Source organism: Novosphingobium organovorum (assembly GCF_022832435.1).
Classification (GTDB): Bacteria; Pseudomonadota; Alphaproteobacteria; order Sphingomonadales; family Sphingomonadaceae; genus Novosphingobium; species Novosphingobium organovorum.
The window spans coordinates 24,398-47,624 of sequence record NZ_JALHLF010000022.1; the positions used below are offsets into that span (position 1 = coordinate 24,398).

The 23,227-nt window shown below is 65.7% G+C and carries 21 protein-coding genes, 1 tRNA gene and 2 pseudogenes; 15 read left to right on the forward strand and 9 right to left on the reverse strand.

The features are described from left to right. The first annotated feature begins 135 nt into the window (after positions 1-135). Entirely contained in the window at positions 136-645 is a 510-nt protein-coding gene (locus tag MTR62_RS08120; protein WP_244018803.1) for a rhodanese-like domain-containing protein, read from the forward strand. Between the two features lie 43 nt (positions 646-688). Next, positions 689-982, forward strand: coding sequence for an EthD domain-containing protein (locus MTR62_RS08125; RefSeq protein WP_244018805.1), 294 nt, complete (start codon positions 689-691; stop codon positions 980-982). 185 nt (positions 983-1,167) lie between these two features. Here the strand turns inward: MTR62_RS08125 and MTR62_RS08130 are convergent, their stop codons facing one another. Next, positions 1,168-1,797, reverse strand: coding sequence for a c-type cytochrome (locus MTR62_RS08130; protein ID WP_244018807.1), 630 nt, complete (start codon positions 1,795-1,797; stop codon positions 1,168-1,170). A gap of 281 nt (positions 1,798-2,078) precedes the next feature. Here MTR62_RS08130 and MTR62_RS08135 point away from each other — a divergent pair. From MTR62_RS08135 to MTR62_RS21465, 4 genes and pseudogenes are all read left to right on the forward strand, one after another. Then, positions 2,079-2,165 (forward strand) — tRNA-Leu (locus tag MTR62_RS08135). Between the two features lie 217 nt (positions 2,166-2,382). Beyond that, complete coding sequence (locus tag MTR62_RS08140; RefSeq protein WP_407672646.1) at positions 2,383-2,958, forward strand: tyrosine-type recombinase/integrase; 576 nt, start codon at positions 2,383-2,385, stop codon at positions 2,956-2,958. A 21-nt stretch (positions 2,959-2,979) separates the two neighbouring features. Next, entirely contained in the window at positions 2,980-3,234 is a 255-nt protein-coding gene (locus tag MTR62_RS08145) for a site-specific integrase (protein WP_244018811.1), read from the forward strand. Positions 3,235-3,756: 522 nt separating this feature from the next. Then, positions 3,757-3,981: pseudogene (locus MTR62_RS21465) on the forward strand (ArdC-like ssDNA-binding domain-containing protein); the annotation flags it as partial. 180 nt (positions 3,982-4,161) lie between these two features. On the opposite strand, the gene MTR62_RS21470 reads toward MTR62_RS21465, so the two are convergent. Beyond that, positions 4,162-4,287, reverse strand: a complete 126-nt coding sequence (locus MTR62_RS21470; RefSeq protein ID WP_327194392.1) for a hypothetical protein — start codon at positions 4,285-4,287, stop codon at positions 4,162-4,164. 154 nt (positions 4,288-4,441) lie between these two features. Continuing rightward, positions 4,442-4,726, reverse strand: a pseudogene (locus MTR62_RS08155) (Tn3 family transposase); the annotation flags it as partial. Positions 4,727-5,056: 330 nt separating this feature from the next. Between MTR62_RS08155 and MTR62_RS08160 the strand changes: the two are divergent. Then, on the forward strand, positions 5,057-5,368 hold the full coding sequence (locus MTR62_RS08160; RefSeq protein WP_244018813.1) for an NUDIX domain-containing protein: 312 nt from the start codon (positions 5,057-5,059) through the stop codon (positions 5,366-5,368). A gap of 152 nt (positions 5,369-5,520) precedes the next feature. After that, a complete protein-coding gene (locus MTR62_RS08165; RefSeq protein WP_244018815.1) occupies positions 5,521-5,817 on the forward strand; it encodes a helix-turn-helix domain-containing protein in 297 nt (98 codons plus the stop codon). Positions 5,818-5,875: 58 nt separating this feature from the next. Here the strand turns inward: MTR62_RS08165 and MTR62_RS08170 are convergent, their stop codons facing one another. From MTR62_RS08170 to MTR62_RS08190, 5 genes are all read right to left on the reverse strand, one after another. After that, the gene (locus MTR62_RS08170) at positions 5,876-7,213 is read right to left on the reverse strand and encodes a lipopolysaccharide biosynthesis protein (RefSeq protein ID WP_244018817.1); all 1,338 of its coding nucleotides are present in this window, start codon (positions 7,211-7,213) and stop codon (positions 5,876-5,878) included. Positions 7,214-7,227: 14 nt separating this feature from the next. Next, a complete protein-coding gene (locus tag MTR62_RS08175) occupies positions 7,228-8,028 on the reverse strand; it encodes a nucleoside/nucleotide kinase family protein (RefSeq protein ID WP_244018819.1) in 801 nt (266 codons plus the stop codon). Positions 8,029-8,037: 9 nt separating this feature from the next. Then, complete coding sequence (locus MTR62_RS08180) at positions 8,038-8,841, reverse strand: nucleoside/nucleotide kinase family protein (RefSeq protein WP_244018821.1); 804 nt, start codon at positions 8,839-8,841, stop codon at positions 8,038-8,040. Positions 8,842-9,043: 202 nt separating this feature from the next. Next, entirely contained in the window at positions 9,044-9,679 is a 636-nt protein-coding gene (locus MTR62_RS08185; RefSeq protein ID WP_244018823.1) for a hypothetical protein, read from the reverse strand. Between the two features lie 69 nt (positions 9,680-9,748). Next, on the reverse strand, positions 9,749-11,089 hold the full coding sequence (locus MTR62_RS08190) for a sodium/glutamate symporter (RefSeq protein WP_244018825.1): 1,341 nt from the start codon (positions 11,087-11,089) through the stop codon (positions 9,749-9,751). A 362-nt stretch (positions 11,090-11,451) separates the two neighbouring features. Between MTR62_RS08190 and MTR62_RS08195 the strand changes: the two genes are divergently transcribed. Then, positions 11,452-14,094, forward strand: coding sequence for a TonB-dependent receptor plug domain-containing protein (locus tag MTR62_RS08195; protein WP_244018827.1), 2,643 nt, complete (start codon positions 11,452-11,454; stop codon positions 14,092-14,094). 78 nt (positions 14,095-14,172) lie between these two features. Here the strand turns inward: MTR62_RS08195 and MTR62_RS08200 are convergent, their stop codons facing one another. Next, positions 14,173-15,132 carry a LysR family transcriptional regulator gene (locus MTR62_RS08200; RefSeq protein WP_244018829.1) on the reverse strand — a complete coding sequence of 320 codons (960 nt, stop codon included), beginning with the start codon at positions 15,130-15,132 and terminating at the stop codon, positions 14,173-14,175. A gap of 256 nt (positions 15,133-15,388) precedes the next feature. Between MTR62_RS08200 and MTR62_RS08205 the strand changes: the two genes are divergently transcribed. The 6 genes from MTR62_RS08205 to MTR62_RS08230 all read left to right on the forward strand — a co-directional run bounded on the left by MTR62_RS08205 (position 15,389) and on the right by MTR62_RS08230 (position 22,994). Next, entirely contained in the window at positions 15,389-16,624 is a 1,236-nt protein-coding gene (locus MTR62_RS08205; protein WP_244018831.1) for an FAD-dependent oxidoreductase, read from the forward strand. A gap of 13 nt (positions 16,625-16,637) precedes the next feature. After that, positions 16,638-16,922: a sarcosine oxidase subunit delta gene (locus MTR62_RS08210; protein WP_244018833.1), complete on the forward strand. Its 285-nt coding sequence runs from the start codon at positions 16,638-16,640 to the stop codon at positions 16,920-16,922. Then, positions 16,919-19,822, forward strand: a complete 2,904-nt coding sequence (locus MTR62_RS08215) for an FAD-dependent oxidoreductase (protein ID WP_244018835.1) — start codon at positions 16,919-16,921, stop codon at positions 19,820-19,822. Before MTR62_RS08210 ends, MTR62_RS08215 begins: the two co-directional genes overlap by 4 nt. Before the next feature lie 3 nt (positions 19,823-19,825). Next, complete coding sequence (locus MTR62_RS08220; protein ID WP_244018837.1) at positions 19,826-20,479, forward strand: hypothetical protein; 654 nt, start codon at positions 19,826-19,828, stop codon at positions 20,477-20,479. Positions 20,480-20,508: 29 nt separating this feature from the next. Further along, on the forward strand, positions 20,509-22,266 hold the full coding sequence (gene ggt / locus MTR62_RS08225) for a gamma-glutamyltransferase (RefSeq protein ID WP_244018840.1): 1,758 nt from the start codon (positions 20,509-20,511) through the stop codon (positions 22,264-22,266). 395 nt (positions 22,267-22,661) lie between these two features. Further along, positions 22,662-22,994 (forward strand): hypothetical protein, encoded by a 333-nt coding sequence (locus MTR62_RS08230; RefSeq protein ID WP_244018842.1) that lies wholly within the window; start codon positions 22,662-22,664, stop codon positions 22,992-22,994. Positions 22,995-23,227: the final 233 nt, after the last annotated feature.

The window sequence follows — 23,227 nt, forward strand, 5'->3', positions numbered from 1 at the left end:
CTCTGTCATCTTGGTTCGTTGCTGGCGCTCTACCCCGGCGCAGGGGCCCGTGCGCAAGCGGCAGGCGGGGCAGCGGCAGACGTGCAGCAAAACGTGCAGCATGACGCACGTCCTGTCGCCGGGGTGTTTGATGGGGTGTTTGATGCCGGGGGCTACCGCACCGCGCGTTACCGCGCTCCGGTGGACCGCGACCCCGCTCCGGCGCGGCGCATCGCGCAGGATCAGGCGCTGCGCCTCGTACCTGGACGGGACGCGCTGTTCATCGACGTTCTTCCGGTCGAAAGCGGCTGGCGCGATCCGCAGAACGGGGTCTGGCGGCTGGCCGAGCCGCACGGGAGCATTCCCGGTGCGCTGTGGCATCCCGAAACCGGGCGGGGCGCGCCCGATCCCCGGCTTTGGGCCGCGCTGCGCGAAGCGGTTGCCCGCGTCCGCGCGCAGCATCCGGACTGGCCGGTGGTGTTGTTCTGCCGGGCTGATTGCTGGATGGGCTGGAACGCTGCGCGCCGCCTGGCGAATGAGGGGGTTACGCAGGTCTACTGGTATGGTGAAGGCATAGATGGGTGGCACGCGGCGGGGCATGTTCTCTCCCCGGTGTCGCCCGTCCTGGTCCGGCCGCAAGGCGCGGCGGCGGGATCGGAAAAATAGATCCCGGAAAAAAACAGGTCGCAAAAGTCAGGATAGAGGACGCATGATCCGCATATTCGTGTTGTTCGAGCGCAAGAAGGGTGCACGCTTCGATCGCCATTACTGCCGCACGGCCCACCTTGCCGCGATTCGTGCGGTGTGCGAGCCGCACGGGCTGGTCGATGTCGAATGCCTGTTCCCGATTGCCGAGAACGACCCTTACGAAGCGATCATCGTGCTGCGCTACCCGCGCCCGGATTGCCTCGAGGCGGTTCTTGCGGACCCCGAAAGCCGGCGCCTGTTTGCCGACGTCGCCCGCTTCACCGATATTCTGCCACGCCTTTCGCGCATGGCCTGACGCGAACAGAGCGCCCGGTGAAGGGCGCTTTGTCGCAGTTCCTGTTCGAAATACCCGGATCGGGCGGTTCTACGAAGGCGGGGGCGGGGCGGGGGCGTGGACTGGCGCCGTGAAATTCGCATTTTCGCGTGAATGTTCAAACGGGCTCTCCCCGCCTCGAGGGAGGCCCGTCGCGCCGGTGTCGATCAGTGCAGCGTCTTGAGGTAGGCGATGATCGCCGCGCGCTGCTCGGGGTTCTTGAGGCCGGGGAAGCTCATGCGGTTGCCCGGAATCAGCGCGCGCGGGTTTTCCAGCCACTGGTCGAGCGTGGCCTCGTCCATGGTCAGTCCCGAATTCTTGACCGCGTCCGAAAACGCGAAGCTGCCCTGGCCCATCGTGTGGCCATAAACGCCGTAGAGATTGGGGCCGAGCTTGTCGGGCGCGCCCTTGGCCGCGTTGTGGCACACCGCGCAGCGCGCGAAGGCCGCGGGCGGCTGGACGGCGGCCACGGGCTCGGGTTTGGGCTCGGGTTTCGCAGGCGCGGGCGGGGCGGGCGCCTTGACCACAGGTGGCACCGGGGTGGCGGTGGGGACGGGCGTGGCGATCGGTGTGGCGCTGGCCGTCGGGCTGGGCTCGGGCAGGGGGGAATCCGGGGCGCTGGGGGAGGACAGCGGAGCCTCTTGTGCGGCGGGGGCTGCGCTTTCGTGTGCGGCGCTGGCCGTGGTTTCGGGGGCGCTCGGGGCATCCTGGCCCGAGCAAGCAGCCAGCGCGAGCGCCAGGGGCAGCGGGGCAAGCGCGATGAGCGCGCGCGGGCTGCGGGCCGGTTGGTAACGCATGGAATCTCTCCCGTTTCGATTCTTGTCCTCGTCATCGCATGTTCGCCGAGGGCGCGGGTATTGCACTTTGGTCCGTTGCGGGGCGCCCTGGTGGCAAGCGAAAAAATGCAGGAAAATTTTTGCCTTAAAATGGCTGTATTCCGGGTTTTTTGGTGGGGTATGGGCCAATTGGGCGGGGGGCGTCGGAAAATAATCGACGCGACTCGCTTGCAGGGTCCGGAATCGTCTGCTAGGGGCGCGCTCCTGCCAAGGGATGGTTCTACTAACCACTCTTTGATTTAGCGGTCGTGGCGGAATTGGTAGACGCGCAACGTTGAGGTCGTTGTGGGCGAAAGCCCGTGGAAGTTCGAGTCTTCTCGACCGCACCAGCAGCCTTCTTAAGGCTGCTCAGGAAGTCCAGGAACGGCTGAATTCAGCCGTTCCTTGCTTCACAAGAGCCCATCAGGTATCCTCCAAGCTCACCCCAAACGGGGGACTGGACGGGGGGCCGGGAAAAGGCCCCTTCCGTCCGTTTGGAAGGATCGGTGAAGCAGCATATCCTCTCCCACATCGGGGCGCGTAACGCGCCTGCAGGTCCGTGAGGCGATCGACGGCTGCTTCGAGGCTCGTAAGGCGCAGCTCAAGGGAGACGGCAAGGCCGGGCGCTGGATGTCCCCTCTCAAGGTTCACGTCATTCCGAAAATTGGTGCTCATGCGATCGAAGACGTCGACCAACATGTCCTGCGCGACTTGCTGGCACCGATCTGGCACACGAAGCCTGAAGCGGCGGCGAAAGCCCTCAATCGGCTCAATCTTACCCTTACACATGCGGCGGCGCTCGGTCGGCCGGTCGACCTGCAGGCCTGCGTGAAGGCGCGGGCCTTGCTCGGCAAGCAACGGCATGAGACGGAGCATATTCCTGCGCTTTCCTATACCGAGGCCCCGAAGTTTTATCAGTGGCTTTGTTCGCTTGATACGACCGCCTCCCGGGCATTGCGCTTTCTCATGCTCACCTTCGCGCGCACGAGCGAGGTGCGACTGGCCGTCAGCGACGAAATCGAAGGCGATGTCTGGAGCTTGGCTGCCAAGCGTACCAAGACGAACGAAAGCCGTCGGATTCCGCTGGTCCTTGAAGCGCAAGCGCTGGTCTCGGGCCGATCCGGAAATCTTTTCGCGGCCTAAAAGGGAAAGCCGCTTTCCGACATGGCCATGACCGCGCTGATGGACCGGGCGGGGCATAGCGCGCGGCTACACGGATTTCGCAGCACCTTTAGGACATGGGCTGAGGAATGCACCAAGGCCGATTTTGAGACGAAGGAGGCATGCCTTGGTCACGCTGTAGATGTCGGAGTGGTGGGCGCCTATCAGCGCAGCGATCGGCTCGCCAAACGCCGTAAGCTGTTGGAAGATTGGCAGAGGCACCTGATGCAGGCGAGTTCAGCTGCCAAGAATGGGTAAGGGTCATTTTGTGATCCTCTCAGTTTTCGCCGGATTGTCAGAAGAGGCATGTTTTCGAAGCTCTATTCCGCGTTGATGTGTGCGGTCATATCGAAGGCGTGAACGGCAAGGTCAGTGGGTTCTGGCGTCCCAGCCCTAACGGCCTCACCGCGCTCTACTTCCGCTGCCGCTCCAGCCGAGCCACCTTGCGGCGTCTCGTCGGCATAGCCGTCACGATCGCATGACGCGTTCCGCCCTGCCTTGGGCGGGTCGGTTGGGCTGCTCCTGGCATCCCGTCAATAGTCGCCGCGCGTGAGGCGCGGCGGCGTTGAGCCTTGACGGCTCCGTGGTGGCGGGGGGCGTCGCGGCCCTCTAGCCCCGCCTCGACGGCGCGCAACCCGTCCGCTGCGCTGCCGGGTGCTCCTCATCGTTTAGCCCCATCGGGTGCGCCCCCCCATTATCCGGCGGGGCTTCTGGTCTGCTCCTGCCGCCCCCCGCCACCCTGGCGCCGGTCAATGGCGGTTGAGGAAAGGAGCAGGAGTTATGGCCGACCGTCAGAGCCTTTATGGCGAGGTGACCGCACGGGTGATCGCCGAGCTGGAAGAAGGACGCCTTGCGTGGGTGCAGCCTTGGGACAAGGCCCGGTGTGCATGCACGGTGCCGCACAACGCGGTGTCCGGACGAGTTTATTCCGGAATTAATGTGCTGATCTTGTGGCGCGAGGCGGTGGAGCGTCAGTTCACGTCGCAGCGCTGGCTTACTTACAAGCAGGCCGATCGAAGAAAAGATCCTTGCACTAGCAGGAGCGAAAGCAGGGCCTTGCCGACATGTTGTGGGACGAGAAGGCGAGCGCTGGTGCGTCCAGCCCGACTGACGCAGACATCGATTTCTTGCTCAGTTAGCAGTGGGCATCCACCGCATCATTGGGGTGCAGACAGACGGTACGACCTATTTTTCGACCCGCTCGAACGTTTCCACGAACGCCTTCGATTGCCCGTCGGGAGCCTTGCCCACGCCCCAGCGGGTCAGGCGCTTGCGGTCGCTCGAGAACACCCAGTACTGGCCGACGATCACATCACCACCCTTCTCGGCTGACTACACGAAAGTGCATTTTGTGTACGCTAGATAAGAACGACAGGCGAACGGCGCCTGCGTTGTCACGCTGCCAGGAGGGATGAGGGTACGCGCAGCGCGCGAAGCTGGTTCGGGTCAGGGCGGCTTTCGACGTTCCAGCGAGCGAGATATGTTCCCACCCAAGCGGTGCTATGTGGTGTGCCAGGTCATCGGGAATAGATAGCGCCCCGATTGCCTGTTCGAGATAGCGGGTGTTCCACAGGATGATGGCCGCCACCAGCACATTCAGGCCGGAGGCGCGAAAGCTCTGATTTTCGAAGCGCCGGTCGCGCAGCTCGCCGAGCTGGTTGAAGAAAAGTGAGCGGGCAAGCACGTTGCGTGCTTCGCCCTTGTTGGCCCGACCTGTCGGCCGCCACGCCTGACACGGAAGGCGACAGTAGGCGTCGGCCGTTCAGCGGAAGGACGGCTTTTCAAGATTTTAATCTGGAAACGGACTTTCCGAACACGCCGCCATAGCTGACATCGACCTCTCAGTTGCTCTGCTTGCAGGGGTGCGAGGGATTGGCAGTGATCGTTCCCAGGAGTAGCGTCTGTAGTAGGAGGCACTGATGGCGTTGCATCATCGGCTTATCGGCAGAATTGCGCGATTGTATTGGCGAGTGCGCAAGCCACGCACTCTTGGAGTTCGTGCCGTTGTACTTGATAAAGATGATCGTATCGCACTCGTGCGGCACACCTATACCGACAGTTGGCTCTTCCGGGCGGCGGTGTGAAAAAGGGCGAAAGCTTTGAAACGGCCCTATTTCGCGAGCTTCAGGAAGAAGTTGCGCTCAGCAATGTCTCGATCGAGTGTATTCTGGGCATCTACCATAGTCGCCGAGAAGCCAAAGACGATCATATTGTCATCTTCGCTGTGAGGGTGGCTGATGACTTGACGCAGGATTTGCGTCGCACTGATCTGATGGAAATTGAAGATGTTCGCTGGTTTCCCATCGACGCAACGCCCGATACGGTTTCTCCGGCCACGAGCAGGCGCATAGCAGTATACCGAAGCGGCGCGGTTGGCTTTGGAACCTGGTAGCCCCTCACTTTTTGACGATTCCGCTCACCCCGACATTCCGGCCGTTCGAGCCGCCTATCGGGCTTCCGAAAGCTGCCTGTGCGTGGACATTCAATCCTACCGTACATTTGTGTCCCAATAATGCACTGAGGCCTAACCGGCCCGGGGAGCCCGTGCTCCCCATCGGCCGGATGACCGTGGACACCAACGCCTATCTTGCCCGCTATGACCGGCGGGCGATCGCGCTCAAGACTCCCGAATTCCGCCTGCAGGCACACTTCTTCCGCAATCCGAACCGCATCTTCACGCGCGCCAGCCTGATCGGTGTGCTGGGCAAGGGGAGCGAAGTCCACGCCGAGCGTACGGTGGATACCTGGATGAGCCGCCTGCGCCGCAGCCTGCAACGTCAGGGCGTCCCACTCCTCCCGCGCACCGTGCGCTCGGCGGGCTACATTCTCGACACCCGGTGACCGGGTCTGCGTGGCCCGACACCACGCGGCGCAACACCCAGCGCCACGGGGCAGGCGTTCAGGCCGGGCTTTCCTGTACCGCCACGTAAGGAATGGCCTCGCGCCGGCGATAGGCGTCAAGGGTCGGCACCAGCATGAGCAGCGCCCGGATCACCACCCCGCCGACATAGGCCAGCCCCGCGCCAGCCAGCCCGAAGGCGTGGATGAGCACGAACAGCAGCAGCGCGTAGCCGATCGCCGAGCCGGTTTGCGCCACCAGCGCGGCGCGTTGCCGGTGCGCCATGTAGAGCAGGCTTTCGAGCGGGAAGCAGGCCATCGTCACGATCAGCGATCCGGTCATGATCTGCAGTAGGTCGAGAGCGGCAATATAGCGCTTGCCGAACACCACGCCGATTACCGGCGCCCCGCCCAGCATCACCAGCAACAGCAGCACCAGAGCGGCCGCGCCGGAAAAGAAGGCGCTGCGCAGCGCCAGCTGCCAGGGGTGTCCGCTGGTCGGATCGAGCCGCATGATCTCGGGATAGAAGCTGCGCGCCAGCAGGTCTGCGGGCTTGGTCGCCGAATTGAAGAAGGTCGTGGCGACTTTGAACAGGCCCGCGCCGGCCGGCCCCATCATACCACCCACGATAAGGTTGCTCAGAGGCCCCCAGGCCGCCCACACTGAGTGCGCGACATTGGTCGTCCAGACGAACTCCCACGCCTTGTCGAGATGGCGGGCCGGACCGAACAGCCCCGGCCGCAAGGCGCCGCGGATGCGCTGACGGCGCAGTTCGCGAACCGCGAGCCACCACATGCACAGGTCGCCAGCCAGATCGGCCACGTACCAGGTAAGCACGAAACCGACGAAACCCAAGTGCCCGAAATAGGAAATCGCACCGCCAATCGCGCGCAGGATCGGCGTGACCAGCTGGAGGCCGGCGATCCGGTTGAAACAGCGAAACACGCGCAGGATACCCGAAGGCGTCCCCGCCGCCATCGTGGGGATCAGCGTGCAGTAGAACATGGCCAGCGGCAAATCCGCCGCCTGAATGCCCATCCACGACGCGAGGAAGGGGATCAACGCCAGACCGCCCACCAGCCCGAACAGCCCGCTAAGGATATCCAGTCCGAAGGCAAACGAGGCGACATGGCGAAATTCGCCGACGTCACCGCGTTCGAGCGCGGGCGCACCATAGCGCACGAGCAGCTGCCAGGTCTGGAACTTGGCCACTGCCCCCACCCCGCTGGCGTAGGAATGGATCAGCACCAGCGTCCCGAACAGGACCGGGGTCAACCCCCGCCCGGTGCAGGCCAGCGCGACCAGCCCGAACAGCGCCCCGCCCAGCTTGCCCGAAAGCAGATACGAACAGTTGCGCAGGATCGTCCGAAACACCCCGTCCGCGAACCACTGCTTCACGGCAAAGCGCCGCTTCATTCGGCCAGCCCCCCGGCGGTTGCAGCGGGCGGCAACGCTTGCGGCGGCGACGAGTCCGATGGCAAGGCGAGGGCTGGCAGGAAGCGCTCCGCAATGGCCTTGCGCGCCTGGCTGAGGACCTCTTCGAGCGGCAGATCGGTGTTGACTTCCACGATTGGCGCTCCCTGGAAGGTCAATTGCGAAACGTCCACCACTTTCCGCGTCAGAGCCGCAGGGCGGTGATCGGGTTTGCGCGCGATGGCGACCTCCGCCGAGACGTTGAGCCGCAGCACAAGATCGGGAACGTGGGAGACCATGGTTTCGAAATGCCGCTGCTCGGAGCGCGCCATCCAGCCAATCAATCCGGGGGCCTGCGTCACGCCCATCAGCCGCGGGCCATCAATCGCGCCCGGCTTGGCGATCTGGGGAAAGCGATCGGCGATGATCCAGAAGCCCGCACGGCGCAGGCGCAGCATGCGCTTGAATCGCAGGACTCGGCGCAGGACGAACAGCCATATCACGAACGTCGAGACCGTGTCCGGGCCCCCCGGCGCACGGGTCATGCCCGAACGGGCCTTGAGGGTCTTGTTGACCCGCTTGCCCACGAACGGCAGCTGAACCAGCTGGCGACCGATCGTCCCGGACTGCTTGCCCAGATGACACAACCGGGGCCGGCCGTAATCGGAAAGCCAGGAACGCAAGGCCTCGGTCACCGTGGTCTTACCCGAACCGTCGCATCCCACGACGGCGATCAGCAAGGGGCGCGCCTGGCCCTCCGGTCCGACGGCGGCGTGCGAAGTCTTCGGTTTACGCATCATCAAATCTTCTCACGTGGGGACTCCACAACGTCTGAGCAGATCCAGAACGGTTTCAAGCGCTTCCGGGTAAGGGCGGGTGGCATCGACTTCGACGATGCGCGCACCGCCGAAGGTCAGCTTCGCCATGACGGCCACCTTCTTTTCGAGCAGAGCACGGTCGTGGTCGGGCTTGCGGGCGAGCGCGGTATCGATGTCGACGTTGAGGCGGATGACCAGTGTGGGCGGAAGGGCGGCCATCGCCTGGTAGATGGCCCGCTCGCGGCGGGCGAGCGCTTCGCTCAGCGTCGCGCCCTTGCGCGTCCAGGCGAGCCCGGGCCCGTCGAACGCACCGGCCACTTCGGCTTGCGGATAGCGATCGGTAACAACCTGGATTCCCCGGCCCCGCAAGGCCGCGACCCGGCGGAACCGGTGCCGGCGCGCCAGCGAAAAGCCCAGCATCACAAGCGCGGTGGCCGGACCGGGCAGGCGCCCCTCAGGGTTGTCATGCACCCCGGCCGCCTTGCGCGTGAAGAAGCGCCCCACCAGCGGGCCGATCACCGGCATCCGCGCCAGACGCCGGCCCAGTTCGCCGGTTCCAAGCCCGAGATAGACCGAGGTTGTCGGAGCGTGCTGGCCAAGCCGCGCGACCAGATCGTGCGCCAGCGTGGACTTGCCCGAGCCATCGCACCCGACAAGCGCGACACACCGGGCAGGGGCTGGGGGGGCGGTATCGGATGGCGGATGGGCGCCCCTTGCGCCCGGGCCATCGACAGCGCGAACACGATCGGGCTTGCCCGGTGTCGGAAAGTCGCGCGGGAAATGGTAATCCGACATAATCTTCCCGGCCTCGTTGACACCTGTCGCCCGTTTTCCAGCTGGCAGCCACGAACGCATGGCCCTCATTCACTGCCATTATCCCGCCAAGCTGAAGCAGCCACATTTTCTTACACAAATGTTACACGCGCGTTTCGGGACGAACCGCAACGTGCCCCCCTTTTGTCTGCGTTCTGGCGGGGTTCCGCTGAAATAATTGGGGTCAGTTCCGGCTGAGTGCGGAATCCGTGAAGCAATCGAAAATGAGGAGATGGATTTGCCTGGCAGCGTCAGGGAGGTCGCTCGCCTTTATATCGCGTAGATCGATACTCTCTCGGAATAGATCGATGCGCTGACCTTCAAATTGCGGGAGGCCACGCAGGTGAGTCCCGAGATGCGGCGGCTCGTTTCGGTGAACTGGCGCCTGATACGTTCTGCCGCGGCACCCGCTGCGGCCTTTTCGCCTGCCGTGGCGGCGCCGGCGAACAGGGCTTCGATCTTGCGCAGCTTTTCGCGAAGACGCTGCTCCGCATCCGAATTCTGGTTCAATGCCGCGTTCCCAACGGCGTAGTGATACCGGGGAGGTCTTGCGCGCGCGCGTACAGGCCAGAACCGCGGCATGGATCTCGGCCTCGATGATCTCGGTCATGACGCGCAGATGCTTGATCGTCTCTTTGATCTGCCCGCGATCTTCAGGTTCGTCCCTGGTGCGTTCGATGAGATCGGCGACGCCCGCCATCATGGCTCTGATTTCCCCAAGATGTGTAACCGCTTCGTGCGCGCGTTCGGGTAGCCCGGCTTCCTCTTCGCCATTGAACAGGCTTTCGACGAAACCTTCGACTTCCTGTGCGCGGACCATGCCCAGATTTCCCAGATTGGCGCTGGTTGGCTCCGCTCACCCCTTGCAGGGGCCGGAACGGCGGGCCTGTCAGGTTCGCGCCGGGCGGCGGATGACGAACTGGAACAGCGCCAGGATGGCGAGGATCGCGAGCAGCAAGACGCCCAGGACCTGCGGTGCGTAGCCCATCGTGACCAGTCCGGGGACAAGCGAAACCAGCAGGATCTCGACGATCGATCCCGGCACATAGGCGATGGCGTAGTCCTCCAGCGCGTTCGACTGTCCCTCCGGGTCGCAGACCCGCAGCAGGAGGATGCCCAGCGCCACCGTGCCCGTCATCCAGCCCCATGAAAATACGGCCTTTTCCGCCCAGTGATCGCCCAGCACCCGCGGCGCGACGAGCATGGTCAGGACAAGGCACAGCGCGGTGCCGATGAGCATGATCGCCAGGAACGGCGCGGTGTTGGAGAGCAGGACCGCCAGCTGGATCGAGCTGACCCCGAAGAAGATCAGAAAGTCGGTCGCGCAACTGGCAAGCGCACCGATGATCCGCTCGTCGACGTAATGGATCATCCCTGTTCGGGTGAGCACGAGCCGCATCAGCGCGCCGAGCAGGAAGCAGCAGGCGAAGACCGGAACCGAGAGATAGGAGACCAGAGCGGAGAGGTGCGAAGCCAGTTCGAACGCGGCGAACGTGATCACCGCCAGCAGCCCGACGTGCAGCGAAAGCACGTGCAGCGAGGCTGCGACGACGGTTTCCTCACCAATGCTGCGGCGATCCTCGAGCGCGACGAGGCCGCGTCGGAAATGCCGGTCGAGCTCCTCGAAACGGCGCACGTCCTTGAGCCGTCCCTGGCGACCGAACAGGTTGATGATGACCATGCCGCCCAGCATCGCGAGAAATACCCCGATCGTCGCGGACGTCAGGCCGAGGCTGAGCGCATCCTCCCAGCCCAGCCCCTGCAGCACGACACCGAGGCCCGCCGCCGTCCCGTGTCCGCCCATGAAACCGGCTGGAAAGATGAGCCCGAAGGCCGGAACGAGCCCCGGAAACACGCTGTGCGCGGTGACCATGGCAAAGCCCACGCCCACGATCCATTGCGAGAGAAAGACGATCTGGTTGAACACCCACATCCGACCGGTGCGGTGAATTAGCGTGTCGAGGTCGGGAAACCGCGCGGTCATGCCCAGACCCGCGAACACAGCGCAGATCAGCACCCCGCCATATTGCGCGCACCATGCCGAAAAGGGCAGCCAGCCGAGCACCGAAGGCCCGCCGACGAAGCCGATCAGCCCGGCGAGCAGCGTGCTGGGCACGAAGAGGCGTTGCAGCACGGTGACCTGGCTGCGCAGGATCTTGGCGACAAGCAGCAGGCAGCCTGCGAGGCCGGCATCGATGACCAGGTTCCAGAGTGTGATCGCGGCCTCCACGCGGTTGGGGAATGGGAAACGCGCAAGCGTACGCTGCGCGAAAGGCCCCCCGCGCCCCGGCTCCGCAGCCGGGGGCGCTGTCTTGCGGCCCGGCCAAGGAGTTACATGGATCGGCCTAATGATCCAGATAAATTAGCCTTAATATGGCGTGCCATCTGCTCCGCAATGTCATCATAAAATTATGATTGTTCAATGTGTTGATGGAAAATCTTCTGGCTGTTCGGCCGGTTTTTAGCGCGCGTTGGCGGGTTGCTTTGCGCAAGGGGCGCAGAGATACTCGACCGCACAAAATGAAAAGCGAGGCCACGATCGGAGAGGGTCTGAACCCTGGCGCATAAATAATACAAATTCAGGGGTATTTTATGAGCAATTTATCGAAATTGCTCCCGCTTCTTCTTGCGGGGGTCAGTCTTTGTGCGGTCGATGCGAAAGCTCAGGACAGCGCGCCGCGCAGCCAGCCCGGCGATGACACCACGATTGCCGAGGATGCGATCACCGTGATCGGGTCGCGCCGGCCCGGACGCACGGTGCTCGAAAGCAACGTTCCGGTCGACGTGATCGGCGCCGACCAGATCGAAAAGGCGGGCTACACCGACATCAACCGCCAGTTGCAGGCGCTGGTGCCCAGCTTCAACTATCCCCAGCCCTCGCTGGTCGACGGCACCGAGCACATCAAGCCGGCTTCGCTGCGCGGTCTCGCGCCCGATCAGACGCTGGTGCTCATCAACGGCAAGCGCCGCCATCCGACCTCGTTGCTGAACATCAACGGGTCAGCGGGGCGTGGCTCGGTTTCGGTCGACCTCAACGCGATTCCCTCGGCCGCGATCAAGCAGGTCGAAGTGCTGCGCGACGGTGCGGCGGCGCAATATGGCTCGGACGCGATCGCCGGGGTCATCAACATCGTGACCCGCGATGCCCCCGAAGGCGGGCGTATCTCGGTCAACGTGGGGATGTACGTCACCACGCTCGACGGGGTTCCCGAAATGACCGGGATCGAGACCGACGCCAATGGCTATCCGGTCGCCAACGGTACGGGCCGGGTCAAGGGCATCTACGGCGACGACATCAAGCGGCGCGACGGCGAATCGATCACCATCGCGTACAACCAGGGCTTCAACCTCAACGACAAGGGCTTCGTCAACGCCACGTTCGAATACATCAACGCCAACCGCACCAACCGCGGCGGCGCCGATGACGGCGATACTTACCCGCTGCTCGCCAACGGCCAGTTCGACCCGCGCGAGTTGACCGTGAACCGCAACCGCTTCCTTTACGGCAACCCCGAAACCGAATCCTATACCGGCCTGCTCAACGCGCGTTACGACCTTGGCGGCGATGCCGAAGCCTACGGCACCGCCACGTTCCAGCACCGTGAAGCGACATCGGGCGCGTTCTACCGCGAGGCGTCTGACGAAGGGTACGGCATTCAGGACATCTACCCCGACGGCTTCACCCCGCTGATCAACTCGACGATCGAGGACTACGCGGTCCAGGGCGGGGTGCGCGGCAAGGTCGCAGGCTGGGACTATGACCTGAGCGCGGTGTGGGGCACCAACAAGGTGACCTACCTCAACACCCATACCGCCAACACCACCTACCTCGACGCCACTCCGACCGAATTCTACGGCGGCGGCACGAAGTTCGGCCAGACCACGCTCAACGCCGACTTCAGCCGCGAATTCGACACCGGCTTCCTCGCCTCGCCGCTGTCGGTCTCCTTCGGCATGGAATACCGGCGCGAGAACTACGAGATCTTCGCAGGCGACGAGCGCGCCTACACCAACGCCTACCTGCTCGATGCGGACGGCAACATCGTCTACGATTCGAGCGGCGCGCCGCTTTACGGAGACTCGCTGCTGCCGGTGGGATCGCATTCCTTCGCGCAAGGCTCGATCTACTACAGCGACGAATCCGCCGTCGACGTCGCGCGCAACGCCATCGGCCTCTATGGCGAACTCGACGCCAACATCACCGATCCCTGGGACGTGACGCTGGCCGGGCGCTACGAGCGCTACAGCGATTTTGGCAGCACCTTCAACGTCAAGCTGGCGACACGCTATGCGCTGACCGACAGCTTCGCGTTGCGCGCCTCGGTCAGCACCGGGTTTCGCGCGCCCTCGCTCCAGCAGCAATACTACACCTCGATCTCGACCAACTTCATCAATGGCGTGGCCTACGACATCGGCACCCTGCCATCGACGAGCGCGGCCGCGCAGGCGCTGGGGGGTACCCCGCTCAAGCCCGAGAAGTCCAAGAACGTCAGCGTGGGCATGACCTGGAACGGCGTTCCCGATCTCGTCTTCACGCTCGACGCCTACTGGATCCGCATCGATGACCGTATCGTGCTGTCCGAGACGCTGGGCGATGACACCGACGAGGCGGCGATCGTCGCGCAGGTCTTCGCCTCGGCCGGGATCGAGGGGATTGGCGCCACGCGCTTCTTCATCAACGGGGTGAACAGCACGACCAAGGGCATCGATGCCACCGCGACGTACAGCCTGGGCCTTGGCAGCCTTGGCAAGCTGGACTTCGTGGGCGGGATCAACTGGAACAAGACGCAGGTGAGCGACGTCATCGCGACGGTCGGCCCGGCCTCGCTGTTCGAGCCTTCGCAGCTCTTCGCCCGGCGCGAACGCGCCCGGCTGGAGAACGCGGCGCCGCGCATCAAGGGCAACCTGTCAACCACCTGGTCGCTTGGCAAGGTCGCGACGACGCTGCGCACGAGCTATTACGGCAAGGTCACCCAGCCCGGAACGACGACCGCGGGTGATCTCACGGTCGACCCCGCGTTCCTCTTCGACCTCGACATCGGCGTCAAGCTGAACGACCGGATCGATTTCGCGATCGGCTCGAACAACATCTTCGACAAGTATCCCAAGTCGGCGGTGGAGACGGCCGGGGTCGAGAACGCGGGGCAGTTCGACTTCATCTCGCCCTATCCCGGCTTTTCGCCCTATGGCTTTCAGGGGCGCTACATCTACGCGCGGCTGGGCTACAATTTCTGATCCGCGCCGCGCCAACCGGAACAGCGATGGGGAGGGCTGGCAACGGCCCTCCCTTTCGGGTCTGGCGCAAGGCCTTGGTCATACGAGAAATTTGTCCTCGAGCCAGGGATAATCCTCGAGCATGCGGGCCAGCACTTCCCCGCGCAGCACGGTGCGCGCGGCTTCGGCGATGCGGGCGGCGGCTTCCTCGTCCTCGCGCTCGCGGCAGATGAGGGTGAGCTGGCGGCGAAAGGCGCCCTTGGAAATCGGCGCGAGCATGACCCGGCGGTGGAACGAAGGCGCGCTGGCGTAGCACAGCGGCGTGGTCAGCCCCCAGCCCTGGTTGTTGGCGATCATGGTCATCTGGCCGAGGACCGATTCGATTTCCACCGTCTTGACCGGCTTGAGGTTCATGCGCGCCAGATGGCGCATGATCTGGCGCCCGGTGCTGCCCGAGGCGCCGTAGCGGATCAGCGGCTTGGTCTGCACCAGTTCGGCCAGATCGGGCACTTCGCGCGCGGAATGGGGCAGCGCCAGAACATAGGGTTCGCGCACCAGTTCGAAGCGGGCGAGGTCGGCCTGGTCTTCCATCAGGTCATCGACCGTGACGATCATGTCGGCCTTGCGCGAGAGCAGCATGGCGACATGATCGGGGCTGAGCCCGGCGGTGATCCGCCAGCCCGAGGCCAGGTCCTCGATCATCGGCACCAGATGGCCGCCGACCACGTCGACGAAGCTGGTCGCGGCGGCGAGGTGCAGCGCGGGCCGCTTGATCAGCGCGGCATCGCGCAGCGCGGTGTGGACGTGCCCTTCGAGATCGAGCAGTTCGAGCGCCTTCTGGTGGAGGATCTGGCCCGGACGGGTCAGCGCCACCGGCCGGCGATCGCGGCTGACGAGCTGGATGCCGAAACGCTCCTCGAGCGAACGGATGGTCTGGCTGACCCGCGCCTGGGTGATGCCCAGCCGTCCGGCCGCCTCGGACATCACGCCGCATTCCGCCAGTGTCACGAAGATGCGCAGCGCGCGTAGCGGAAGTTCGCCCTGCGGTTCGCTCGCCATCGTCCCTTCGCCCTGTCTTGCCGGTCTTACCGTCGTGCCGGTCTTGCAGGCCTGTCGCTGGTACAGACCCGCCGGTTTTGCTGCCCTGCAGCAAAGTGCCCGAGGTGCGCGCGCAATGCCAGTCATACTTTCCCTAATTCGCGCCATAAGCTTTGCTTCCGGACCCGCGCATCGCCTTGACCCGATCGCGCCGCGCTCGGCATAGAAAGTCCTGGCACCGCCGCGTTCCAGCGGCGTCGGCTTTTCCGAGGTCTTCATGCCCCTTCAATTGCTTAAGTATGGACTGGGGCAGCGCCGGGCACCCGTCCTGCCCGCCCCGCGCGCGCTGGGGAGCGGCTATGACGTGGTCATCATCGGCGGTGGCGGGCATGGTCTGGCGACCGCTTACTACCTTGCGAAGAACTGGGGCGTGCGCAAGGTCGCGGTGCTCGAGAAAGGCTGGCTGGCGGGAGGCAACACCGCGCGCAACACCACCATCATCCGCGCCAACTACCTCAGCAACGCGGGCGTGCGCTTCTTCGGCAAGTCGGTCGAACTCTATCGCACGCTGTCGAGCGAGCTGGACTACAACATCATGTTCTCGCCGCGCGGGCACCTGACGCTGTTCCACGACGATGGCGGCAAGCGCACCGCGCGCTGGCGCGCCGAGCAGAACCGGCTGAACGGCGTCCATTCCGAAGTGATCGATCGCCAGGCCGTGGCCAGGCTGTGCCCCCAGCTCAACATGCGCGAGGACGTGCGCTATCCGGTGCTGGGCGCGCTCTACCACCCCGGCGGGGCGACCGCGCGCCACGATGCGGTGGCCTGGGGGCTGGCCAGGCGCGCGAGCGAAATGGGGGTCGAGATCCACACCCAGACCCAGGTCATCGGGATGGACCGGGAAGGCGGGCGCATCGCGCGCCTCCACACCAACCGGGGCACGCTGCGCGCGGGACGGATCGTGCAGTGCGTGGCCGGCGCCAGTCCGGCGCTGGCGCAAATGGCCGGGTTCGACCTGCCGATCCGGGTCGTTCCGCTCCAGGCCTTCGTCTCCGAACCGGTCAAGCCGGTGCTCGACCCGATCGTGGTGTCGGGCAACCTGGCGGTCTACATCTCGCAATCGGCGCGCGGCGAATTCGTCATGGGCGGCGAGATCGACGCTTACCCGTGCGTCTCCTCGCGTTCCTCGCACGACATCAAGGAGGACATGATGGGCCCGATGCTCGAGCTGTTTCCCTTCCTGGCGCGCATGAAGTTGTTGCGTCAGTGGGGCGGGATCGCCGATGTCACCCAGGATTACAGCCCGATCATGGGGCCAAGCCCGGTCCAGGACTACTTCCTGAGCGCAGGGTGGGGCACCATGGGGTTCAAGGCCATTCCGGCGGGCGGTTACGCGATGGCCGAAATGGTCGCCACCGGGCGCGTGCCCGACCTGATCGCACCGTTCTCCCTTGAACGCTTTTCCACCCTCTCGCTCGTCGGAGAGCGCGCGGCCGCGGCCGTGGGTCACTGAGGCGAGGTCCCCTGTGCTTTTTCCCTGCACCGATATTGGCGAGCGGCCCAAGAGCGAGTTTCGCTGGGGCGGCTACCTGGATGACAGCGCCGCAAGCCAGGAGGACGCGGTCTGCGCCCCTGAATGGCGCCGCCACCTGTGGGGCGGCAAGCCTGGCGGCGTTCAGGGCGAGTGGTGGTTCCACCATCCGTCCGAGCAATGGTACATCGGCTTTCGCGATGCCGCGAGCGAGCGTTTCGTCACGCTCGAACCCGCGCAGGCCTGCCTTGCCCGCCAGCGCGAAGGGGGGACGCGATGAGCCCCAAGCGCCTGTTCCGCCTGCCCGAACCCTGGGGCTCGCGCCTCGATCGCGCGACGCCGGTCGCGTTCCACTTCGATGGCCGCCCGGTCTCGGGCTTTGCCGGGGATACCCTTGCCAGCGCGATCCTGGCCGATCCGCGTCACGGCGATTTCCTCGCCCGCTCGTTCAAGTACCACCGCCCGCGCGGGCCGCTGCTCGCCAACGGGATGGACGCGAACCAGTACGTCACGCTCGACGGTACGCCCAATGTCGCCGCCGACGGGACACGCGCGCGCGATGGCGCGCAGGTGCGTTCGCAGAACGTGGCGGGATCGCTCGCCCGCGACAGGGGGGCGCTGCTCGGTACGCTGGCGCGCTTCCTGCCCGCGGGTTTCTATTACGACACCTTCTTCCGCCCGGCGGGAAGCTGGCCGTTCTGGGAGCGCATCATCCGCCGCGTCGCGGGGCTTGGCCGGCTCGATCCCACGCTCGATGCCTTCGGACCGGAGGAGCCGGAGCCCGAAAAGCACCATCTGTTCAGCGACGTCGCGGTCATCGGGGCGGGCGTTGCCGGGCTCAGCGCGGCGCTGGGCGCGGCACGCGAAGGCCGCGAGGTGATCCTGATCGAGCGTGACGAGGCGCTCGGCGGTCGCTCGGCCTTTGCGCGGCTTTCCCCAGCGCAGCGCCGTGATCTGGCCGCGCTGATCGCGCAAGTCGAACGCCACCCGGCGATCACCGTACTGACCTCCACGACCTGCGCCGCCTGGTTCGAGGGCAACCTGCTCACCGCGCACGCGCGGGAGCGCTACTACCATGTTCGCGCGCGCCACGTCATCGCCGCGGTCGGCTCGGTCGAACAGCCGCTCGTGCTGCGCAACAACGATCTGCCCGGCATCTTCCTTGCCTCGAGCGTCAACCGCCTGATGGCCGGTTACGCGCTGTGCCCCGGCCGACGCTGCGTGGTCCAGACCGCCAACCGTTTCGGTTACGAGACCGCGCTCGCGCTGGCCGAGGCGGGCTGCACCGTCCTTGCCGTCCTCGACATGCGTGCGCAACCGGTCGACGCTGCGCTCGAAGCGCAGTGCGCGGCGCTGGGCATTGCGGTGCTGCACGGCCTGAGCGTGGTCGAAGCGCATCGCGCGGGCCAGCATCTGGGGGCGGTCAGCGCGCGGTCGCTGGACGCGAACGGCCATCCCACCGGCCCCGTTACGCGCTGGCGCTGCGACACGCTGGTCTGTTCGGTGGGCTTTACCCCGCTCGTCCAGCTCGCCTGCCATTCGGGCGGAGAGGCGATCTACGACACCGCGCTTTCCGCGCTGCGCATCACCAGGAGCCCCCGTAATTCGAGCGTGTGCGGCAGTCTCAACGGGATCTACGATTTCGACGCGGTCTGCCAGGACGGACAGCGCGCCGCCGACGTGGCTTGCGGCAAGCCCGCATCGCTACGGCCCGAGCCCGCGCGTGAGCCCGTGAACTTTCCCTGGACCGTCTTTCCCCATCGCAAGGGCAAGGAATTCGTCGATTTCGACGAGGACCAGACGATCGGCGACATCGAAACCGCGGTGCAGGCGGGCTTTGGCCACATGGAACTGATGAAGCGCTTCACGACGACGGGCATGGGCCCTTCGCAAGGGCGCACCACCGCGCTCAACGCGCTGCGGGTCTTTGCCGGGGCGAGCGGACAGGACCTGGCGCACTTGCGCATGACCACCCAGCGCCCCCCGTTCGAACCCGAACCCTTCGCCAATCTCGCGGTCGACACATCGCCCCCGCAAAGGCGCGGCGCGCTCGACCGCTGGCACCGCGAAAACGGGGCGGTGATGATGCCCGCCGGGGCCTGGCTGCGCCCGGCCCATTACGGTGGGGAGGGCGATGAAGAGGGTTCGGTCGAGCGCGAAGTCCGCGCCGTGCGGGCGCGCGCCGGTCTGTTCGATGCCTCGACCCACGGCGGTTTCCAGCTGGCCGGACGCGACGCCCTGGCGCTGCTGAACGCGGCTTACGTGCAGGATTTTTCGGACCTTGCCTGCGGCGCGACCCGCGCCGGGCTGATGGTCGATGAACTGGGCGCGGTGATCGACGATTGTGTCGCCTGCCGGCTCGACGCGGACCGGCTCTACCTCGTCACCTCGAGCGCGGCGGCGGCGGCCACCAACCGCACCTTGCGCAAGCTGATCGTCGAACACGGCTTCGACGTGACGGTGTGCGAGCTCCAGGGCGCGATGAGCGTGCTCAACCTGTGCGGACCGCAGGCGCGCGCGATCATCGCCGCGCTTTGGCCGGCCCATGCGGGCGAACTGGACGCGCTGGCGCTCCACGGGTTTTGCCAGTGCACTCTCGAGGGCATTCCCGCGATCGTCCTGCGCGGCGATTTCGTGGGCGAGACGACCTTCGAGTTCCACGTCGGTTCGGGCTTTGCGCTCACCTTGTGGAACCGGCTGCTCGCGGCCGGAGCGCCGTTCGCCATTCGCCCTTTCGGCGTGCTCGCCCAGCGCGTTCTGCGGCTGGAAAAGGCCCACTTCATCATCGGCCAGGACACCGATCACGCGACCGGGCCGGACGATATCGGCAAGGGCGCGGCGGTGGCCATGGACAAGCCGTATTTTCTCGGCCGCTCGGCCATCGCCAAACTGCGTACGAAAGCGGCACCGGCCAAGGCGCTGCGCCCGTTCTGCTTGGACGCCAGCCAGCGCCAGGCGCCCGAGGAGTGCCGCCTGCTCGAAGGGCCGGGCGGGGTCATCGGACGGGTGACTTCGGCCGCCTATTCGCCAACGCTGGGGCGCGTGGTGGGGCTCGCGCTGCTCGACGATCCGGCCGCAGCGGCGGGCACGGTGCGGCTGTGGGGCGCGCAAGCGGCCGGGGCCAAGGTGCGCTTTCTCGACCACGCCCCCTACGATCCCGCCGGCGAAAGGCAGGCCTGACCCATGACCACGCTCGCCCCGCCGCTTTGCGCGCGCACCAGTCCGTTCGTTGCACTGCACCGTCCCGACGACGCGGCCCCTGCTGCGCTGGTCGAGGGTGGCCTCAATATCCTCGATCTGTCGTGCGCGCCGCGCTTGCGCACCGTCCTCGCGCCCGCCGATCCGGCCGTCTCCTTGCCCGTACCCGGAGCGGCGCTGCGTGGCCGGCACGGCTGGCTTGTGGCCCGGCTGTCCGCCGGTGGGGTGATCGCGCTGCCATCGCCCACGCAGGCGCCCCTGTCGGTGCAGGCGCGCGGCGATGAGGCCGCCTGGCCGATCGCTCCGGGACCGGCCTGCGATCCGGGTTTCGCCCATGGCTACTGGCTCTATTGCGTCGGGGCGAGCGCTCCGGCGCTGTTTCGCCACGGGTGCGAAACGGACATGCGGCCGGGGTGTTTTGGCGACCTTTCGGTGTGCCAGACACGGCTCTTCGCAACCTCGGTGCTGGTGCTGCGCGAGGATTGGGGCGGCCGGCCCGGATACCACCTGCTGGGCTGTGGCTCCTACGCCCAGCACATGGAAAAGACGATGCAGAACCTGATGGCGCGCTATGGCGGGGCGGTTCTGACGCCGGGGCAGCTGGCGATGGACGGCGCCGAGCCCCTGGCCCAGTTTTGACCCCTTGCTTCCTTGAAAGGAGCGCCGCGATGAAAATGAGGCATTTCCTGTTGCAGGCCGCAACGCTGGCGCTGGTGGCGGCGCAGCCGGCAAACGCGGCGGCTCCGGCCGTTGCGCCTAGCGGCAATTCCGCCCCCTTGCTCGATTACGCCGCGATCCACCATCCGGTCGTGGCGCGCCACGGCATGGTGGTGAGCCAGGAAGCGATCGCCAGCGAGGTCGGGCGCGGCATTCTGGAGCGTGGCGGTAACGCGGTGGACGCGGCGGTCGCGGTGGGCTTCGCACTCGCCGTCACCTTGCCCAAGGCGGGCAACCTGGCGGGCGGCGGGTTCATGATGATCTATGACGCCAAGAGCGGCAAGACGATCACCATCGACTACAAGGAGCTGGCGCCCTACGCCGCCAGCCGGACCATGTTCCTCACTCCGGACGGCAAGGTGGACCTCGCCGCCGCGCGCGAAAAGCGCTCGGCCTCGGGCGTGCCGGGGACGGTGGCCGCGTTCGAGCTGGCGCTCAAGACTTATGGCACGATGACGATGGGGCAAGTCGCCGCGCCAGCGATCGAGCTGGCGCGCAAGGGTATCGTCGTCACGCCCGACTACGCCGATTCGATCCACTTCGCGCACGACAAGCTGGCGCGCAATCCGGCTGCGGCCAAAGCCTTCTTCAAGCCCGACGGCAGCGAGTACCAGCCCGGTGAGGTGATCCGCCAGCCCGACCTCGCCTGGTCGATCGAACAGATCGTCAAAGGCGGCGCCAGGGCCTTCTACACCGGCGAGATCGCGCGGCGCATGGTCGCCGACCAGCAGGCCCAGGGCGGCTATCTCACGATGCGCGACATGGCCGATTACAAGGCGGTGATCCGTGAACCGCTGCGCGCCACCTACCGCGGTTACGAACTGGTGCTGATGCCCCCGCCGAGTTCGGGCGGCGTCCACATCATCCAGATGCTCAAGGCGCTCGAAGGGTTCGATCTCAAGGGCATGGGGCACAATTCGGCGGCGGCCATGCATCTGACCATCGAGGCCATGCGCCAGGCCTATGCCGATCGCAGCAAGTACCTGGGTGATCCCGACTTCAGCAAGATCCCGATCGACTGGCTCGATGGCGAGGCTTACGCCCGGCAGACCCGCGCCGCGATCTCGGGCGACAAGGCGCGCCTGTCCCGCGACGTGGCCCCTGGCCTTGCTCCGATGGCCGAAAGCCCGAACACCACGCACTATTCGATCTGGGATGCGCAGGGCAACGTCGTCTCGAACACCTATTCGCTCAACTATTCGTTCGGCAACGGCGTGGTCGTTCCCGGCACCGGCATCCTGATGAACAACGGCATGGACGACTTTTCGGCGCGGCCGGGCGTGCCCAACGGCTATGGCCTCGTCGGGGGCGAGCGCAACGCGATCGAGCCGCACAAGCGCTCGCTCAGTTCGATGACCCCGGCGATGATCTTCAAGGATGGCAAACCCTATGTCGTGACCGGCAGTCCGGGCGGCAGCCGGATCATCACCGCGGTCATGCAGGTGCTGATGAACGTGATGGACTACGACATGAACATCGCCGATGCGACCGACGCGGCGCGCTTCCACGAGCAGTGGCTGCCCGACGAAGTCTATCTGGAACCCAACGGTTTCAGCCCGGACACGATCGCCATCCTCAAGCGCATGGGCTATCGGCTCGAGGAATCCTCGATGACCATCGGCAGCACGCAGAGCATCATGAAATCGGGCGGTGTCCTTTACGGCGCGGCCGACCCGCGGCGCCCCGGAGCCCTGGCGGCCGGGTACTGAAGGCCCCGATACGCAAGGCCCGGACAGGCAAGGCCCGGATAGGCAAGGCCCGGATAGGAATGTCAGGCGGCGTGGGCAAATTCAAACGTCCGGTTTTACCCTTTTGCGGGCGTGGTGGTGCGCCCACCCCGCTGCGACTAGGTTCGCGACGCTCCCCAAGTCTCGCTGCCCCTCGCGCAAGCGGGAGGGCCGGAAGGCTTGGGACCGATGGGCCCTAGCCGGACGGGGTGGGCGGGAACCGACCCAATTCTCGCGCTGCGATCACCGCCAAATTCGTCCACGCGGCCTGGACTGTTCTGGCTGGCCCCAGGTGCTGGCGCAGGTGATCGCCCCGGCACTGGGGGGCTGGCCGATAGCGCCGTGACTTCTATCGGGTTTTGCCCTAGGGGCGATCCATGCGTGCGATCGGGCATCTTTTCCTCTTGTGGCTTCTGGCGGCGTCGCTGATGACGACGTCGGCGCTCCATGCGCAGGAATTCCCCGGTAGCGAGACGGTCGACTGTTCGGGCTTCGTGCATAGCGAAGGCGACAGCGATGAAACGCAGGGCGATGCCGACAGGGCCGCGCCGCACCATCACACCAGCTGCCACACCAGCTTTGGCCCCGCACCGCACAGCACCGACGACCTGCTGGTGCTGCGTCCGGTCCGGCTGGTGAACCGTGCGTTCGATGCGCCGGGGACGGCGCTGTCGGCCGTAGGCCCGGATTTGCGCCCGCCGATCGCCTGACAAAGCCATAGACGGCCGTTTTTCGCCCTTTTGCGGCGGACGGCCTTCCATGCCCTTTGTTCAGGACGATTTTTCATGCAGCGATTATTTGCAGCCTTGCTGGCTGCCTCGTCGTGCGCCGCCGTGGCGTACGCGCCGCACGTGGCCATGGCGCAGGCCCCTGCGGGCGTTTTGACGCTCGACCAGGCGGTCGCGGCGGCGGGCGGATCGGCCCCGGCGGCACAGGCCGCCGA

What these genes read in the sequence shown, in the direction of transcription:
- MTR62_RS08220 (WP_244018837.1), top strand. Translation starts at nt 19,826, where the DNA reads ATGACCACGCTCGCCCCGCCGCTTTGCGCGCGCACCAGTCCGTTCGTT.
- MTR62_RS08195 (WP_244018827.1), top strand. Translation starts at nt 11,452, where the DNA reads ATGAGCAATTTATCGAAATTGCTCCCGCTTCTTCTTGCGGGGGTCAGT.
- MTR62_RS08145 (WP_244018811.1), top strand. Translation starts at nt 2,980, where the DNA reads ATGGCCATGACCGCGCTGATGGACCGGGCGGGGCATAGCGCGCGGCTA.
- MTR62_RS08130 (WP_244018807.1), bottom strand. Translation starts at nt 1,797, where the DNA reads ATGCGTTACCAACCGGCCCGCAGCCCGCGCGCGCTCATCGCGCTTGCC.
- MTR62_RS08215 (WP_244018835.1), top strand. Translation starts at nt 16,919, where the DNA reads ATGAGCCCCAAGCGCCTGTTCCGCCTGCCCGAACCCTGGGGCTCGCGC.
- MTR62_RS08125 (WP_244018805.1), top strand. Translation starts at nt 689, where the DNA reads ATGATCCGCATATTCGTGTTGTTCGAGCGCAAGAAGGGTGCACGCTTC.
- MTR62_RS08175 (WP_244018819.1), bottom strand. Translation starts at nt 8,028, where the DNA reads ATGATGCGTAAACCGAAGACTTCGCACGCCGCCGTCGGACCGGAGGGC.
- MTR62_RS08230 (WP_244018842.1), top strand. Translation starts at nt 22,662, where the DNA reads ATGCGTGCGATCGGGCATCTTTTCCTCTTGTGGCTTCTGGCGGCGTCG.
- MTR62_RS08205 (WP_244018831.1), top strand. Translation starts at nt 15,389, where the DNA reads ATGCCCCTTCAATTGCTTAAGTATGGACTGGGGCAGCGCCGGGCACCC.
- ggt (WP_244018840.1), top strand. Translation starts at nt 20,509, where the DNA reads ATGAAAATGAGGCATTTCCTGTTGCAGGCCGCAACGCTGGCGCTGGTG.
- MTR62_RS08180 (WP_244018821.1), bottom strand. Translation starts at nt 8,841, where the DNA reads ATGTCGGATTACCATTTCCCGCGCGACTTTCCGACACCGGGCAAGCCC.
- MTR62_RS08185 (WP_244018823.1), bottom strand. Translation starts at nt 9,679, where the DNA reads ATGGTCCGCGCACAGGAAGTCGAAGGTTTCGTCGAAAGCCTGTTCAAT.
- MTR62_RS08200 (WP_244018829.1), bottom strand. Translation starts at nt 15,132, where the DNA reads ATGGCGAGCGAACCGCAGGGCGAACTTCCGCTACGCGCGCTGCGCATC.